At 67.1% G+C, this 16,951-nt stretch carries 13 protein-coding genes; 3 read left to right on the top strand and 10 right to left on the bottom strand.

From position 1 onward, the window contains the following. Positions 1-5 precede the first annotated feature (5 nt). From ACFWN2_RS03220 to ACFWN2_RS03180, 9 genes are all read right to left on the bottom strand, one after another. Positions 6-1,019 (bottom strand): toluene hydroxylase, encoded by a 1,014-nt coding sequence (locus tag ACFWN2_RS03220; RefSeq protein WP_382424619.1) that lies wholly within the window; start codon positions 1,017-1,019, stop codon positions 6-8. Continuing rightward, positions 1,016-1,300 carry an MmoB/DmpM family protein gene (locus ACFWN2_RS03215; protein ID WP_382424618.1) on the bottom strand — a complete coding sequence of 95 codons (285 nt, stop codon included), beginning with the start codon at positions 1,298-1,300 and terminating at the stop codon, positions 1,016-1,018. The genes ACFWN2_RS03220 and ACFWN2_RS03215 overlap by 4 nt, the downstream gene beginning before the upstream one ends. Then, complete coding sequence (locus tag ACFWN2_RS03210; RefSeq protein WP_382424617.1) at positions 1,297-1,599, bottom strand: toluene-4-monooxygenase system B family protein; 303 nt, start codon at positions 1,597-1,599, stop codon at positions 1,297-1,299. Before ACFWN2_RS03210 ends, ACFWN2_RS03215 begins: the two co-directional genes overlap by 4 nt. Before the next feature lie 4 nt (positions 1,600-1,603). Next, complete coding sequence (locus ACFWN2_RS03205) at positions 1,604-3,121, bottom strand: toluene monooxygenase (protein WP_382424616.1); 1,518 nt, start codon at positions 3,119-3,121, stop codon at positions 1,604-1,606. Between the two features lie 18 nt (positions 3,122-3,139). After that, positions 3,140-3,619 carry a nuclear transport factor 2 family protein gene (locus ACFWN2_RS03200; RefSeq protein ID WP_382424615.1) on the bottom strand — a complete coding sequence of 160 codons (480 nt, stop codon included), beginning with the start codon at positions 3,617-3,619 and terminating at the stop codon, positions 3,140-3,142. A gap of 10 nt (positions 3,620-3,629) precedes the next feature. Continuing rightward, a complete protein-coding gene (locus ACFWN2_RS03195; RefSeq protein ID WP_382424614.1) occupies positions 3,630-4,061 on the bottom strand; it encodes a nuclear transport factor 2 family protein in 432 nt (143 codons plus the stop codon). 23 nt (positions 4,062-4,084) lie between these two features. Continuing rightward, the gene (locus ACFWN2_RS03190; protein ID WP_382424613.1) at positions 4,085-5,083 is read right to left on the bottom strand and encodes a DJ-1/PfpI family protein; all 999 of its coding nucleotides are present in this window, start codon (positions 5,081-5,083) and stop codon (positions 4,085-4,087) included. A 162-nt stretch (positions 5,084-5,245) separates the two neighbouring features. Beyond that, a complete protein-coding gene (locus ACFWN2_RS03185; RefSeq protein WP_382424612.1) occupies positions 5,246-5,638 on the bottom strand; it encodes an SRPBCC family protein in 393 nt (130 codons plus the stop codon). Positions 5,639-5,699: 61 nt separating this feature from the next. After that, a complete protein-coding gene (locus tag ACFWN2_RS03180; RefSeq protein WP_382424611.1) occupies positions 5,700-6,713 on the bottom strand; it encodes a DJ-1/PfpI family protein in 1,014 nt (337 codons plus the stop codon). A 450-nt stretch (positions 6,714-7,163) separates the two neighbouring features. On the opposite strand from ACFWN2_RS03180, the gene ACFWN2_RS03175 reads away from it, so the two are divergent. From ACFWN2_RS03175 to ACFWN2_RS03165, 3 genes are all read left to right on the top strand, one after another. Then, positions 7,164-7,520, top strand: a complete 357-nt coding sequence (locus ACFWN2_RS03175; protein WP_382424610.1) for a hypothetical protein — start codon at positions 7,164-7,166, stop codon at positions 7,518-7,520. A gap of 5 nt (positions 7,521-7,525) precedes the next feature. Next, positions 7,526-12,538 carry a caspase domain-containing protein gene (locus tag ACFWN2_RS03170; RefSeq protein WP_382425579.1) on the top strand — a complete coding sequence of 1,671 codons (5,013 nt, stop codon included), beginning with the start codon at positions 7,526-7,528 and terminating at the stop codon, positions 12,536-12,538. A gap of 167 nt (positions 12,539-12,705) precedes the next feature. Further along, the gene (locus ACFWN2_RS03165) at positions 12,706-14,715 is read left to right on the top strand and encodes an ATP-dependent Clp protease ATP-binding subunit (RefSeq protein ID WP_382424609.1); all 2,010 of its coding nucleotides are present in this window, start codon (positions 12,706-12,708) and stop codon (positions 14,713-14,715) included. Between the two features lies 1 nt (position 14,716). Here ACFWN2_RS03165 and ACFWN2_RS03160 read toward each other — a convergent pair whose 3' ends face one another. Beyond that, positions 14,717-16,948 carry a molybdopterin-dependent oxidoreductase gene (locus tag ACFWN2_RS03160; RefSeq protein ID WP_382424608.1) on the bottom strand — a complete coding sequence of 744 codons (2,232 nt, stop codon included), beginning with the start codon at positions 16,946-16,948 and terminating at the stop codon, positions 14,717-14,719. Positions 16,949-16,951: the final 3 nt, after the last annotated feature.

Genomic DNA, 16,951 nt, shown 5'->3' with positions numbered 1-16,951 from the left:
TCCGATCACCTCCCGGCGGTGGCCACGTCGAAAACGGTGCTGTGCAACGACTCGCGAGACGCCCGTGCCTGCGCGACGACCTCCGCGGCGGGCCGGCCGAGCAGCGGAGCGAGTGCCTCCACCGCCTCGTCGGCCATCGCCGACCAGCGGTCGATCCACTTGCGCAACGGCTTCTCGTTGGCGGCGCGCTGGTCGAGGGCGTAGCGGGCCAGAGCCGCGCTCCACCGGTCGCGCCGGCGGCTGTCCGCGTCCAGGAGTCCGCCGATCAGCCAGGACTGCTCGTCGCCCGCCGCCCTGCTCACCGCGCCGAACTGGCGCAGCAGCAGGTCGTCCAGGGTCGGGGCGAGGACCAGGTTGAGCGAGGTGAACGCCTCGCCCCAGTCGTAGGCGACCAGCGCCCGTTCGACGGCCTTGCGCGCGGGCTGCCACGCCGGGTGCCGCTCCCACAGCTCGCGCTCGTTCTCGCCGATGCCGGAACCGGGGTGGGCGATCTGCAGCGCACGGGTCCGGTAGGCGACCGTGGTCACGCGGCGCAGGAAGTCGGCGTTGGCGTAGCCCGCCGCGCTCGTGACGTACGAGCTCGGGCCGATGTAGCCGACGTAGGCCTCGGCCTGCTGGAAGCCGTGGACCAGGTAGCGCGACGGCGTCAGCAGAGAACCCAGCCGCTCGACCTGCTCCTGCGGCAGGGTCGCGTCGGCGTCCGCGTACATCTCCAGGACGCCGTCGAGCTTGGTCTGCGCCGTGGCCTGGAGGTTGACGTAGGCGCGGTAGGCGATCTTGTCGGGATCGCGGAAGCCCTCCCAGTCGTCTGCCTGCAACGGCGAGTGCTCGCGGTAGGTCAGGAACCACAGGTTGCCCGGCGAGGACGGGTTCTGCTCGAACACGCTGGTCTTGCCGGTGCGGGTGTTCCAGTTCTGCGAGTGCGTGACGATCTCGTACTCGCTCGGCATCCGGCGCACGTCGCCGAACGCGCTGAACGTGCGCAGCTTGCGCTGCCGCTTCTTCACGGGCTCGCTCATGCCCTTGCCCCGCTCTCCCAGACGATGTGGTCGCTGCCGGTGCGCACGCGGCCCGCGAAGGAGGACATGGAGACCTCCAGCGAACGGATCCGGTAGTCGGACCCGAGGTAGGACTGCAGGGTCGCCTCGGTCAGTTCGAGCCGGCCCTCCGCCTGCACCCGGATGTAGGCGCCGCGGTCGATGACCTCGATCTCGGCGTCCGGGTTGTCGTCCTCGATGGCGGCGATGATCTGGTCGACCTCGTCGCCGTGCCGCAGCACCGGCCCCACGGGGTTCTTCACGACGCGCCTCCGGGGATCTCGTACTCGACCGCCACGTGGTCGAGCGGCTTGATGCCCGCCTCGGCGACGGTCATGGAGCCGGACAGCTTGCGGCCGTTGTGGATGACGACCTTCGGGTGCGGGAGGGCGCGCACGCGGCGTCCCTCCGAGTGGTGGGCGACCGCCGCGGCCACCTCGTCCATCGTGTTCGCGGTGGTCACCGGGACCAGGATCGCGACGAAGTCCGTGGAGAAGATCGCGTTGAGCGGCACCAGTTCCGGGGCCCTGTCCTCGACGCCGAGTTCCGTCGTCTCGCTCATCGGTTCACCGTCCCGCCACGATCAGGCCGCTCGCCTCGCGGCCGGCGTAGTCCCTGGTCCAGGCCTCGTAGTCCGGGTCGTCGCCCATGACGTCCGGCGTGATGCCCATGTAGTCGAGCAGTCCTGGCACGGTCATCGGCTGGATCTGCCCGGCCAGGAAGCGGTCCACCAGAGTCAGGTGGTTGACGTTGTCGCGGTCCTTCCACCAGATCTGGCGGCAGCCGTTGCTGCAGAAGTGGTACTTCTGACCGTTGTAGTCGAGCGACCGGTCCCGGATGCGCCACGTGCCGTCCCGCGACTGCGTGGGGTTGCACATGGGCAGGTGACACGTGGAACACAGCCACGGCAACGTCTCCGGCAGCGTGGCCTCGACGTTGTTGGCGTTGATGTTGTCGATGATGACGTCCCACTTGTCGCCGTAGACGGTCTCCCAGTTGGGGTACTTCTCGCGCAACCAGTCGCGCTCGTCCTTGGAGACTCCGGCCTTCGGCTTCCACCACAGGGTCGGGCGCCACCACCACAGTCCCATGTGGAGGGAGTGGTGCCAGGTGTCGAGGCCGCGCATGAACTCGTCCCAGAACCACGGCTTCTTGAGGCCGTAGTCCTCGATCGTGCGGACGAACTGGTCGACGATCCACTCCTCCATGAACTCCCGGTACGACTGCTTCCGGTGCTCCAGAGGGGTGTAGTAGTCCATGGCCGGCCCGGTCAGCGCGGCGAACGCCCTGGCGTTGGCCCAGAAGCCCTTGTCGATCACCCACTGGGCGCGGGCCGGGTCGTGCTCGACGAGGATCTCCAGCGTGGCGACGCCCTGCTGCGAGTGCCGGGCCTCGTCGGTCTGGATCGACGAGATCATGCTCGCGAAGTTGACGTCGCCGGCCTCCAGCGCGTCGGCCGAGAGCGCGACGAACTGCAGGTTGGTGAAGCCGGTCTCGAACGTCAGCGGCAGCATCAGCGCGCAGTCGACGACGTTCGAGGTGGTCATGAAGCCGTCGAACAACGTGCGCAGCGCGATCGGCACCCAGTCGTTGGTGCTGTAGGTCTTCTGCGTCCAGTCGAACTGCGGGTCCTTGGCCACCAGCTCGTGCCCGAAGAACGTGGTGAGGTTCTGGTGCCGCAGCTCGTCGAGCTGCCCGTAGACGGCCATGTTGCGCCACGCGCCGTTGAGGCCGAAGCGGGCCATCTTCAGCTCGGCGAGCATGGCGGTGTACTCGACCTGGGCGACGCCGCCGAAGTGCATCTTCGTCGAGGACTTCCAGCCCTCGTCGAGGTGGTCGAACGTCGCGGTGCGCTGCAACGCGGCCTTGACGGCGTAGGTCGCGGACTCCTTCTCCCGCTGGGTGTACACGTACTCCGGGTAGCTGACCTTGTAGCCCTCCTCCCACTTCGCCCACGCCTCGCGCGGAACCTTCCCGCTGCCCGTCAGCCAGTCCGGGTAGACCGCCTCGTCGTCCACGTAGGACAGAGTCCAGTCGACGTCGCGGACGAAGCCTTCCCACTCTTCACGCTTGAGAAGCGCCATGCGTCTCGGTGTCCTCTCTCAGTCGACTTCGAAGTGGCCGAGCTGCCGGTTGACGCCCGCGTTGTCCCAGTAGGCCCTGATGCTGTCGATCAGGCCCTCCTCGTTGACGTGCAGGAGGAACAGGTGGGGCTCGGCGAAGTACTGGCCCTTGGGGCCGATGAACCCCCATGCCGACTGCTGGGTGCCGGTGATGTCGCAGGCGACGACGACGTCGCCCTCGTCGTTGCCGTCGATGTGGTGGATGTCGTTGCCCAGGTTGGGGAACGCGTTGATCAGGCCGCTCCAGATGACGCGCCCGATCGTGCGGACCTTGCCGTCACCGCGCACCACGCGCTGCTTGGCCCACACCTCGAAGGGGATGTAGGAGAAGTCGGCGTTGTCGGTGCACAGGTCCGTCATCGACACGACGTCGCGCTCGCGGTAGCGGTCGAAGAACTCGGTGACGACGTCGACCGGGGTGCGGGTGGTCGTCGCCGGGCGGTCTAGCTGCTGCGTCACGGTGTCTCCTTCAGACGATCGTCACGTGGTCCTGGCGCTTCACGGCGAGCCGGCGGTAGAGCTGGTTCTGGCACCAGTAGGCCTCGATGCCGGCGATCCGGTCGTCCTCGACGGTGAACCGCCAGGCGGTGTCGAGGTCGAGGTGCTTCTCCTGGTTGATGGCGTCGAGGAAGTCGGCCGCCTGCGTGCCCTCGATCTTGAACTCGGCGACGACGACCGCGCCGACCTCGATGACGTTCTTCACGGTGACCAGCAGGTCGGGGAAGGCGGTGACGACGTCCCGCAGCAGGGTGCTCACGACGTCCTTGCCGCCGTCGCGGACCTTCAGCGGGAAGACGGTCACCACGGCGTTGTCGGCCACGGTGGACATCGCGGCCTCGACGTCCTTCAACCGGAACCCGGTCAGGAACGCTTCGACCGTCCGGCGCGCGGTCGTGGTCATGACTGCCTCCTCGGTTCGCGGGTTCACAGCAGCGCCAACGACTTCAGGACGGCGTCGGCGGTCGCCTCGGTGGAGTAGGGGTTCTGGCCGGTGATCAGGTTCCGGTCGACGACGACGTGCGAGGCCCACGGGAAGGGCGCGTCGTCGAAGATCGCGCCCGCGTTCTGCAGGGCCGACGCGAGCAGCCACGGCATCCCGAGCCTGCCGATCTCGTTCTGGTCCTCCTCCTCGTTGGTGTAGGAGGTGAGCCGGAACCCCTCGAAGAGCCACTGGCCGTCGATGCGGTCGGGTGCGGCCAGCAGCAACGCGGGTGCGTGGCACAGGGCCGAGATCGTGGCGCCCTTGGCGTGCAGGACGGACAGCAACCGGGCCACGTCGGGGTTCTCCGGGAGGTCGACCATCGGGCCGTGGCCACCCGGCGCGAACATCGCGTCGAACTCGCCGAGCTGGTCGTCGCTGAGGCTGGAGAGCGCCACCGGGGACTGGAAGCCCTCGATCGCGTTCGCGCGGGCCAGCCGGTCGTCGGCCACGGCCTGGCTCTCCTCGTTCAGCTCGTCGACCGCTTGGGTGAGAGACGCCTCGGGCAGGCCGCCGTCGAGTCCCTCGGCGAGCATCACCCCGACCAGGTCCCGGTCCTCGCGCCACGCGATCCTGGCCGCCCGGCTGATCAGGTCGTGCGCCTCGGCGACCGTCCTGCCGGCGGCCACGAGGCGTTGCGCGATCCGCCGTCCGGCCACCAGGTTCAGCTCCGTGGTGTGGTGCAGCGTGATCCGGATGTCGTCCGGGTCGTGGTGGAACGTCCGGTAGACCGAGGCGAAGTAGTCGCGGTCCTGCGCCGGGTAGTGGAAGACGGGACGAAGGCCGTACGGGTCCGGGACCGGGGCGGTGCCGTCCGGCGTCATGACGACGACCTCGGCACCCGCGGCCACGAACCGCTCGTACGACAGCAGCGCCTCTTCGAGCCAGTAACCGGTCGGGTGATTGCTGCTCTCGCGCAGGTCGATCTCCCGCGCCCCAGACACGAGAAAGGCGATACGGGGCATTGTTTCCTCCCGATTGCGGGCTGGTGAAGGTAAGAGGAACCATGCCGGTCGGTGATCCGACTTACATCGCAGAATCCGGCTGTCGAGTAGCGAATTCCTGCGAGCGGGGCGAGCTGCCACGATTCAGCGGGCCCGGCCGAGTCACCCGGTCAGATGGGCGTTGAGACCGGCGACGGCCTCACCGATGGCGGCGTCGAAGGCCTCGGCGACCTCGGCGGGCTCCACGTCGGAGCCGTAGACGAGCACGGACCGGCCGTCTCCCAGGTCGAGCACGTCGATGGTGCCGAGGTGGGCGGTGGGCACGAGATCGCCGCCGGTGATCCGGTACTGGTAGCGGCGCAGCTCGTCGTTCAACGTGACGGTGTCCTCGACGAGCCTGGTGCCGTCGCCCAGAACGACGACGCGGCCGGAGTCGGTGGGCTCGGAACTCGACATCGAGGGGAACCAGTCGGCCACCGAACCGACCCGGCGGACCACGGCCCACACGGTCGCGGCATCGTGGTCGAGGACGGCGTGAGAGCGAATGGAAGGCATTTCCGCACGGTAAGTCCGCGTGCATGCCGGAATCCGATGCACCTTTGCCGGATTCCTGCGCTCAGGCCGGCCCCAGCGCCTTCCCGAACGCCCCGAGCACCGCCTCGGTGGAGTACGCGTTCTGGCCGGTGATCAGGTTCCGGTCGACGACGACGTGCGAGGCCCACGGGTAGGGGGCGTCGTCGAGGACGGCGCCCGCGTTCTGCAGCGCGTTGGCGAGATACCAGGGAAGCCCGCCGAAGGCGCTCTGGTCCTCCTCCTCGTTCGTGGGACAGGTGAGCCGGAAGCCCTCGAACAGCCACTGCCCGTCGAGCCGGTCCGGCGCGGCCAGGAGCAGCGCGGCGCCGTGCCCCAGCGTCGCGACTGGCGCGCCCTTCCGGTGCAGGACGCTCAGAAGCCTTGCCACAGCAGGACTTTCCGGCAGGTCCACCATCGCGCCGTGCCCGCCGGGAACGAACAGGGCGTCGAGCTCCCCCAGCTCGGCGTCGGTGAGCCCGGCGAGCGCCACCGGCGAGCGGAAGCCGTCGAGCTCCTCCAGTCTGGCCCTCCGGTCCTCGGCGACGGCGGCGCTCACCACCGCCAGCTCCTCGACAGCCTGGCGAAGAGACGCTTCGGTGAGGCCACCGTCCAGCCCCTCCGCCAGCATCACGTCGACCAGCTTCCGATCCCGCTGCCAAGCGATCTTCGCGGCCCGGCCGACCAACTCGTGGGCCTCCTCCGCCGACCTCCCCGCCACGACCAGACGCCGCGCGATCCGCCGAGCCGCCACCAGTTCGAGGTCCGCGGAGTGGTGCAGGGTGACCCGGATGCGGTCCGGGTGGCGGTGGAAGGTCCGGCACACCGAGGCGTAATAGCCGCGGTCCTCGGCCGGGTGGTGGAAGTGCGGCTCAAGGCTGCAGGGCTCGATGACCGGCGCACCGCCGTCGGGAGTCATCACCACGACATCGGCGCCCAGGGTCATGAACCGGTCGTAGGACGTGAGTGCCTGCTCGGCCCAGTACCCCGTCGGATGGCCGCCGCTGTCCAGGAGGTCGATCTCCCGGGCGCTGGAGACCAGGTAGGCGATGCGAGGCACGTGTTCCCTTCCGCGACGGGCCGACCGGCGCGCCGTGGATTACATCGCAGAATCCACCGGGCAGCTCGTCCGGCGCGCGTGGGACCTATCAGCCAAGATCACGATCTACCACGTCCGCATCGGGGTGATCGCATGCCGCTGGTGGACGGGACGCCGAGCCCGACCGCCGCTGCTGCGATGAGCGCCGGTCGATTCGCGAACCGCCGGACCTGCTCACGACGGACAAATCCGCGACGAGTCTGCTGCACGAGGTCAAGGTTGTAGATCGCAAGCCGATTGACGACGCCCACCCCACCGGCTCACCTGATCGCGACAAAGTCACTCCGTAACGTTGTCCGGGCGGCACCGATGACCATGAAGACCTTGACGGCTGCCGAGGGCTAATAGCTCCACACCCTCGTCGGCTCTCAGCGGCCGATACTTCAACCGACCAGCAACTCGGGGGAATCAATGGACATCGCAGTGCGGGTAATGGACGGGCAGGCCGACGAGCTTCGTCGGATCGACACCTCCCTGCGCACCAGACTGGAGGCGCACGACATTCAGATCGACCGGGTCGCCGAGGCGCCTCGGCCGGGAGATCTCGGAGTGTTGGAGGTTCTCCAGTTCCTGGGCGAGAACGTGCTAATCCCGGTCGTGGTGCAGGCACTTTACGACCACGTGTCGAAGCGGTTGCGCCAGCCGGGGGGCAGCGATCTCAAGGTTGTCGTGACAAGAACGGACCTCCCCGGCGACGCGCGCCGAACCCACCTCACCGTCGAGGGAGAGGCACGGGACGTAGCTGCAGTACTCAAGGAGTTGGAGTGAACCCCATGCAGGAGAAGGCAGACCCGGCGCACTCCAGTGCGGTGTTGATCGGCGGACACACGTACCCGAGGTCAAGTCTGCCACCGGTCCCTGCGGCGCAGGTGAACGTGACGCGACTCAAGGCCGAGTTCCTCGCACAGGACCTGTGGGGGCTGACACGGCCACGCATGTTTGGCGAGGTCGACATGACTGCGGCGGAAATCCTGGACGCGGTTCGCATGGGATATCGCAACACCGACAAGGGCGGCTTGTTCGTGCTGTACTTCGTCGGCCATGCCCACGAACAGGACGGCAAGCTCTACCTGGCCACCGTCGACACGACGGATGTCACCAGACCCCTGGACTCGATGGTGTCGATCGACCAGATTCTCGAGGCAGTACAGCTGGAAAGGCGCCACGCGGACAAGAAGCTGCTCATTCTCGACTGCTGTCATGCGGGCCTAGCGATCCGAAAGGTGATGGCAGAGCCCGGTTCAGCACACGAGAAGCTCGGCTGGCACGTCATGGCCGCCACGTCGGAGGAGTACCCGGCACTCGGCGATCCGACGCGCGAGACCACTTTCTTCACCGGCGCCCTGCTTGAAGCCTTCAAGGGAGTCCGAGAAGCTCGGCCCAGCCTGTCACCGAAATGGATCCTGGAGACCGTCAGCGCGCTGATGGCGAAGTCGCCTGACGTCGACAGCACCACACTCGTGCCGAAGCACAGCGGCGCGGAGTGGTCGGACATGCCCTGGCTGCGCAACCGCTTAAATGTCGAGCCCGCGCGATCGCCGCACAGCTACCCGGCACCCGACGGCGAAGCCTCGGTGACGAGCCAGTCACGACCCAGCGGCTTCTCCCCGTGGCCACAGGCCGAACGCAACTTCGCAGGACGGGTTCAAGAGCTCAAGAGCGGGCAGGGCCGGTTCCGGCAGCGTGCCGTGCTGCCGGTTCAGGGCCCGAAGTACGCGGGGAAAGCAGCTTTCGTTCGCCAACTGCTCGCCGAGACGAACGTGCAGAAGTCCGCGCCGATCGACCATCCGTGGCTCCTGCTCGACATCGTGATCGTCAACGAAAGCGCGGAGGCGCCCGTCCTCGAGGCCTTGGCCCGCGCCTTGGACATTCGGTTGCAGGACGTCAACACCACCGCGGACACGCCAGGGGATGCCCGCCTCGAAGCAATGATCGACCGGCTTCGCGACCACGCCCGAGGTCGCACGTTGCTCACCGTGGTCGATTGCGGACGACTGGGCTACAACTCCCAGCGGATCAACGGCGAGCTCGACGCGTTGCTGGCACACCCCTACTTCCGCAACACCGGGAACATCATCATCACCCGCGTACCCGTGACCGCTCGCGGCAACGACCAGCTCGACGCCCTGGTTCCGATCCGCCTGCAGGAGCTCCAGCACGACGAGGCGGCGCGACTTCTCTCCTCGTTGTTCGCCAACGAGGACGCTGCGGTCGACAGTGAGGAAGTATTCGCTTGCGTCCAGGACAGCCGGCTGCGACTGCCCGGCGTGCTCGTCCCCAGCGTCACCGGCTATCTCAGCACGGTCGACGGCGACGGCCCTGAACCCAGTCCGGAAGAGGTCGCCGTGGCGTTGCTGGCAGGCAGCACACCCAGTGTCGCGAAGACCCTGCTTGAGCTGAAGTGCCAACTCGCCGGAACATGGAATGCCGACGCCGGACCGGAACCACTGGCCGTGCTCCTCGTGTGGGCGATGTCCGACCAGCTGGAGCTCCCCCTCCGCGTTCTGGAAGATCCGGAGGTCGGCTTCACACCGAGGTTGCTGGCAGTTCTGAAGGACGCTCGCATCCTATTCGCCACGGAGACCGGCGGCCTGCTCCTGGGCCAAGCCAGCGAACAGGCGCTGCGTTCGCTGTTGATCGCAGCCATCACACGCAGTGAGAATGAGGCAGACCCGTTCGACCAACCAATTCTGGACAAGGAACTGGTCGACCAGTTCTTCCCACCGGAACTCAGCGTTCCCGACCTGGAGCTCCGCCTGGTGGCGGCGGCAACTCCCTCGCTGGTGCTCGCGGGCGCAGTCGTCAGTGGCGACGACGATCTGACCGACTTGGTCTTCCAGCGCAAGCTCCGCGCTATCCTAGGGTGGATCGAGGACGACGGGCGCAAGCTGCTATCCAAGCTGCACAGCACCATCAGTTCGCTCGTGGTCGCGCCCGCTGGAGACTTCCTGTATCTGCCCGCGCTGGCAACGTACCTGAGTCCTGCCACCGAGCATCTTGTGCCGGCGGCCATCGAGCAGACCGCTGAAACACAGGCGGATCGTCGAACCGCCACGCCTCTCGCCGCCCTCTACAGGCTTTACAACTCGCTCGCCACGTTGACCCTGGCTTCCCGAGCTCACGGTACAGGCGCGCAGACGGCGGCGATGTTCCTCAACGCGGCCTACGAATTTTCCGGCGCCCTCACCCAGTGCGAACCCGGCGAGGTCACACACACCCTACTGCGATCGGCCGACGCCTCCTTGGCACTGGCCGGCAAGCGAATGGGACTCAATCCCCATCTGATCGACACGCGACTCTCGGCGGTCGAAGCGCTACTCGGAGGGGCACGCCAACGGGGACCCGGCCAAGCCGGACGTGTCAGCCTCGCCATCTCGTGGTTGCTCAACACGGCAGATGTCCTGGTCGACTACGACAGGCTGGCGGAAGCACACGACCTGACAGACGCCGCCACCTCCTTGCTGACCGATTCCCTACCGGATTACAACTCGACAAAGAGCACCTTTGCCCACCTGCAGTTCGGTAGCCGGATCAGCCAGATGCGCAGCCGCCTTCTGCAAGATCCAAGCGAAAGCCGCAGAGAGCTGATGACTGCGGTCGGCAATGCCGCGAAAGGATTGATTCTGAGCCATGAGATCGGCGATCCACTGCTGCTTTGGTCGACCCGGTTGTTCGATGCCGCCGACCTGTTGATCCAACAAGGCGCAAATGACGAGGAGCTCCTGGAATCCAAGAAAATGGTCATGGATCCCATTGAGCACTGCTGGGGAAGCAGAGGATCCTGGCCTCAGGAAATCAAAATCCTTGCCGCCCGCTTCCTTCGTCGCACTCACGTTCGCTGCAACGACATCGCAATACGATTGACAGGCGCCCAAGAAGCGATCGAGATACTGGCCGACCACGCAGTCACATCGGCAAGAACTAAGCAGAACTCCGAAAAAAAGCAGAACTCGAACACCGGATCACCTGACGACAGCGAAAGCGTTCCCCTCGAAGACCTGGATTCTTCCCGACTGCTGTGCGCCCTCGCCCAAGCATACGGATTCCAAGCCTATCTGCTCTTCGAAGCGCAACGCCTCAATGCCGCGCGAGCACGCTCAGCCAAAGCAGAGGAACTGGCCCACGCGGCCGTACAGCTCGCACCCACTGCGTTCTCATACTCGGTCTGGCTTCGCCAGGTGAAATACATAAAGCACACCACCTCACAGTCCAGCGAGAACGCAAACGAAACAGAGAAGATGCGCAGGTCGTGCATCAAGGCAGTGCAGGAATGGCTGTCACATCAGCCGACTCCTTTGCACTCCTGCGCAACACTGGATCTTGAGTGCATCGAATCGGACTGGCACGAAAAGGGAAGCCTTCGAATCGCGGCACAACAACCCGACGAAGACTTCCTTCGCTTGCCTCCGATCGTACAGCAGGAACGAATTGAAAAGGTGTACAACGAGCGCCAACATCGCTTGAACTCACACCACGAACGCTATGGGCCATCCATCGAACTATCCAAGATGGAGTTGAAGCTGAAACGAGAGCACTGCCGCTGGAAAGGTGTTCTTGACTTCAAGGTTGCAAAATTCAAACATAAGCGCAACATGGGACCGAAACCGGCAACCAGAACACCCAAAGTCGACAACTCGCCCCTTTTCAAGATATTTTCCGACAGCTTGACCCATTGGCCCCTAAACACCCAGCTCCTCACCGCGAAAGCCGAGTTCCATCGATACATTTGGGAACACCAGGAGTCGATAAAACTCTACGAGCAACTCGCCCGAACGGCCACTAGTGGAGAAATTCGAAAATACAGCCTACTGTTCGCCGCTGAGGCGATTCTCGCAAAAGTCGAACATATCTCACTCCGCAATATTTCCACTCAGCGAAATGAACTGCTCTCCGCTCAGGGACACCTGGACATCGTCATAGCCAACAGCCAGTCGGTCAGCCTGGCCGCCATCCTGCGAGAGCGAATTGCCCTACGCCTCAACAAGGAGGTCGACTGGGATCCGATTGACCACGCTTTCGAGAACATCATCGGCGGAAATTACACCGGCACGGTAGGACGTTTCCTGAACCGCCGCCGGTACGGCGCAATCGAGAGCTCCAACAGCATCGCCGACCGCCTTCGCGAAGGCCAGGGATCCGGGAAAAGCTCCTCCATGCCAACCTGGCTGCAGGAAATTTTGTTCGAACACAACGACGCCGAGAAAGACTCCGATGAGACGATCCTGAACCTTGCAAACAACGCGGCTACCAAAGCTGAGATGACTAATACCGTCGCCACAGACGAGGACCTGACCCATTCGAACTCCGCCCTCCTGAGTGAGTTGCTGGTATCCGATTTCACCAGCGTCGAGCTGATCGGCGGACTGGGGCGTCTTTATCTAGATCGAGCCTACGAACTGATTACACGGCACGACGCCGCCTACGGAGGGGCCCTGCCAGACCCGGACTCCGATCTCGCGAGGGACATAGCGCATCAAGCCCGGCGGGCCTACGACTGCTTCGACGCGTGCCGGGTTCTGCAGGAAGCGCGCCGAGCCGAGTCGATCGTGACGAAGTTCAACCGAGGGCGGGCCGTTACGCTGGCGTCCAAGATCCTGCACAACCCGAACCCCTTTCCCAGCGCGGTCATCGAGGCTTCAGGAGCCCAGCTGCTCGAGGCGTTCAAGTTGCTGCTCGCCGCCCGCGAGAACAGTGTGGCGGGGTTCAACCAGGTGTGCTCGGCGGCAATCAGGGAGAACAATCAGACGCAGGAGCTTCTCGGACTGCGGGCACCCCGCTCGTCCTGACGTTCGACCCGAAGCGCACAAGCGTCCAAGCGGAAGTGATCGGCGCTCGCTCGTTTGCAACACATGTGCGAGTTGCGCCCCACCTTCCCGACGTCTGATCTGTGCTGACCGTGAGGAGGAGGAGGATCGGGGGTGGAGGTCCCCCGATCCGGTGAGGTGGCAGGCCTGTGGGCGACGACTGGGTGTTCGGCTTCGGGTCCGACTCGTGGGAGGACGTGGTCGGCAAGCTCTTCGGCGGGCTGGGCAGGCCACCGTCCGCGACGAGGCGCACCGACCACTACGGACGAGACCTCACCGCGGCGGCGCGCGACGGCCTGCTCGACCCGGTGATCGGCAGGGACGACGTCGTCGACGAGGTGCTCGAAGTGCTGTCCCGGCGCACCAAGAACAACCCCGTCCTGGTCGGTGATCCCGGAGTCGGCAAGACCGCGATCGTCGAGGGCATCGCCGCGCGGATCGCCTCCGGGGACGTGCCCGCGACGCTGCGGGACCGGCGGCTGATCTCCCTCGACCTGGTGGGCATGGTGGCCGGGGCGAAGTACCGGGGCGAGTTCGAGGAACGCCTGGTGGGCGTGATCGAGGAAGTGGCCGCCACGAACCGGATGGTGGTGCTGTTCATCGACGAGCTGCACACCGTCGTCGGCGCGGGCAGTGCCGAGGACGCGCCGATGGACGCCGCGAACATCCTCAAACCGGTGCTCACGACCGGGCGGCTGCAGGTGATCGGGGCGACCACGGCCGAGGACTACCGCCGCCACATCGCGAAGGACGCCGCGTTCGAACGGCGGTTCCAGCCCGTGCTCGTCGCCGAACCGTCGCGCGTGGAGGCGATCGCCATCCTCCGCGGCCTGCGCACCCGGTACGAGGCGCACCACGGGGTGCGGATCACCGACGAGGCGATCGTGTCCGCCGTCGAGCTGTCGGCCCGTTACGTCACCGACCGGTTCCTGCCGGACAAGGCGGTCGACCTGGTGGACCGCGCCGGCGCGCGCGTCCGGTTGCGGGAGAAGGCCCCGATGCCACCGGACCCGGCGGAGCTCGAACAGCGGGTGAGCGACCTGAAGCGGGAACGGGACACCGCGCAGACCGAGGACCTGCCGTTCCTGGACGACGACCTCCGCCGCGCGGTCTCCGCACTGGAGGCCGCCCGCGCCGCGCAGGCCGACGCGCCCGAGGTCGGGCCGAACGACGTCGCCGAGGTCGTGTCGCGCAGCACCGGCATCCCGGTCGCCCAGCTCACCGAGGCGGAACGGCACAGGTTGCTGCACCTGGAGGACCTGCTGCACCAGCGGATCGTCGGGCAGGAGGAGGCCGTCGAGGCGGTGGCCGACGCGGTCCGCCAGGGCCGTGCCGGCCTCAAGCACCCGAATCAGCCCGTCGGCTCGTTCCTGTTCCTCGGCCCGACCGGCGTGGGCAAGACGGAGGTCGCACGGGCGCTGGCGGAGGCGCTGTTCGGTTCGCAGGACCGGTTGATCCGGTTCGACATGAGCGAGTTCGCGCAGCAGCACGCCGTCTCCCGGCTGATCGGCGCGCCGCCGGGGTACGTGGGCTACGAGGACGCCGGCCAGCTCACCGACGCGGTCCGGCGCGCGCCGTACTCGGTGCTGCTGCTGGACGAGATCGAGAAGGCGCACTCGGACGTCTTCAACACGTTGCTGCAGGTGTTCGACGCGGGCAGGCTCACCGACGGGCAGGGACGCACCGCCGACTTCGCCAACACCGTGATCATCATGACCAGCAACATCGGCGCCGACCAGCTCCTCGCCGCGGGTGCGCCGGGCGTCGAGGTGGACCAGCTGCGCGGACCGCTGATGGCCGCGGTCCGCCGGTGCTTCCGTCCGGAGTTCCTCAACCGCCTGGACGAGATCATCCTGTTCCGCGGCCTCGACTCCGTTCAGCTGCGCCAGATCACCGCGTTGCTGCTGGAGCGCACCCGTCAGCGGCTGCGGGAGCAGGACATCACGCTGGAGGTGGACGAGCAGGCCGTCGACTGGCTCGCCGCGCGCGGCTACGTGCCCGAGTACGGCGCCCGGCCGTTGCGCCGGACGATCGCCAAGGAGCTCGACCGCAGGCTGTCCCGCGCACTGCTCGCCGGGGAGTTGCGCGCGCGGCACCACGTCCTCGTGACGGTCGTCGACGCGGACCTGGCGCTGACCGTCACCGATCGCCCGGCCTGACTCACCCCTCGACGGGTTCGAGCCTGGCCGGCACGTGCTTGTGCCACGGCGTGCCGGCCCACTCGTCCCGGTCCTCGGCGGCGGTGAGCTCGTTCGGGGCGACGCCCGTGCGCTCCTGCACCGTGAGCCCGAACCCGTTGGGCAGCGAGATGTGGCCGGAGCGCATGGACTCCGTGACCTCCACGAGCACTTCGGTGCCGCCACGCCGGGTGGTGAGCCTGACGGGGTCACCGGTCGCCACGCCCAGGCGCGTCGCGTCGGTGACGCTGATGCGCAGGCGTCCGTCCGGGTCGCGGCGGCGCCAGCTGGGGTCGCGCATGATCGTGTTGGCCGTGAACGCACGCCGTTCTCCGGCGGACAGCACGAACGGCCAGTCCGGGTCCTCGCCCAGCGCCTCCCGCTCCCGCAACGCGGCGACCGCGGCGAGCAGGTCCGGCACGTCGAGGGTGATCCGTCCGCGGGGAAGGCGCCGCCACGACGCCTCGTAGTCGTCGTGCGTGATCTCCACGCCGTGCGCGCCGTGGACGATCGCCTCGAACAGCCGCTCCCCCGCCTCCAGACCAGTTCCGTGGCCCGCCTTCTCGACACCGGCCGGGTTCTTGCGGGCGCACTCGTGCGCGGCCATCCACAGCACCGCTGCCGCCGACGCGTCGTGCGGCAGCGTCGGACCCAGCGTGCGGTACAGAAGGACGGACGCCAGCCGTCGCTTCACGGGGTCCGCGAGAGCTCCGAGGAACGCCTGCGCGAACTCCACGCGCCCGGCCGCCGCGGCAACGCGCAACGGCGCGTAGTCCTCCTCGGTCAACGCGCCGGAGGCCTCGACCAGCCGGGCGTGGATCTCCGGTTCGGGCAGCACCCCGTCCGGCGCCGCGACGACCGGGTGTCGCAGGTGGAAGACGTTGCGGGGGAAGTCGAAGTTGAAGAAGGTGGCCTCGAACTTCTCGAACTGCGTCGGCGCGGGCAGCACGTAGTCGGCCAGGCGCGCGGTCTCCGTCATCGCGACGTCGATCACGACCACGAGTTCCAGCGCTTCCAGTGCCTCCCGCATCCGGGCCGAGTCGGCCAGGGAGTGCGCGGGGTTCGCGCTCTCGACCAGCATCGCCCGGTAGCGCGCCGGGTGGTCGGTGAGGATCTCCTCGGCGATCACGTTGCACGGCACCAGACCGCTGATGATCCGCGCACCCGCGACGGGACTGCGCGGGCCCTCGTCGCCGGCGTACCCGCGGTCACGGCCGATCGGCACGAGGCTGGAGGGCACGTACTGGGTGCCCTTCTTGCCGAAGTTGCCGGTGAGCAACCACACCAGCTTCTCGACGTAGCTGACCAGCGTGGAGTCGCGGTTCATCTGGACCCCGAGGTCCTCGAACACGGCCACCGAGCCGGCGGCGGCGATGCGGTGCGCGACCGCGCGGACCAGCGTCTCGTCGACGTCGGCGACGGCGCAGTAGTCGCCGACCGCAACCTCGCGCAGCACCGCGGTGACGGCGTCCAGTCCGTCCGCGTGCTCGGCGAGCCAGTCCGCGGCGATCAGGTCCTCCTGCACGAGCACGCCCGCCAGCGCGGTCATCAGGTAGAGGTCGGTGCCGGGCCGGACCTGGAGGTGGAAGTCGGCCAGCTCCGCCGTCTCGGTGCGCACGGGGTCGATCACGATCATCGATCGCGCGGGGTCCTTGGCGATCTCCTTGAGCACGGACCGGGCGCGCGGGAAACCGTGTGACTGGTAGGGGTTCTTCCCGACGAACAACGCGACCTCGCAGTGCTCGAAGTCCGCGCGGTTCATGGAGCCGAGCATGCGGGCGTTGACCCAGAACTCGCCGGTCTTCTCCTGCGCGAGCGCCGACGAGCGGTACCGGGCGCCGAACGCGGCGAGAGTGGCCGGCGAGTACGCGCCGCCGAGGTGGTTGCCCTGGCCGCCGCCACCGTAGTAGAAGATCGTCTCCCCGCCGAACGCGTCCCGCACCTCGCCCAGCCGCGCCGCGACCTCGCGGATCGCGGTGTCCCAGTCGATCTCCTCGAAGGTGCCGTCCGCCCTGCGCCGCAACGGCCGCGTGATCCTGCCGGTGTTCCCGTTCTGGTGCAGGTCGAGCCGCAGCGCCTTGTTGCACGTGTACCCGGCAGAAGCGGGGTGGAGCTTGTCGCCGCGGATCTTGTCGAACGACCGGCCGTCCTCACCGACGAGGATCTCGATCCCGCAGTTGCACTCGCAGAGGATGCAGGCGCTGGGCTTCCACATGGG

It is taken from the genome of Lentzea sp. NPDC058436, assembly GCF_042721515.1.
Lineage (GTDB): Bacteria > Actinomycetota > Actinomycetes > Mycobacteriales > Pseudonocardiaceae > Lentzea.
The sequence above is the reverse complement of the archived record's forward strand: the minus strand, read 5'-3'. Positions and strand labels throughout refer to the sequence as shown.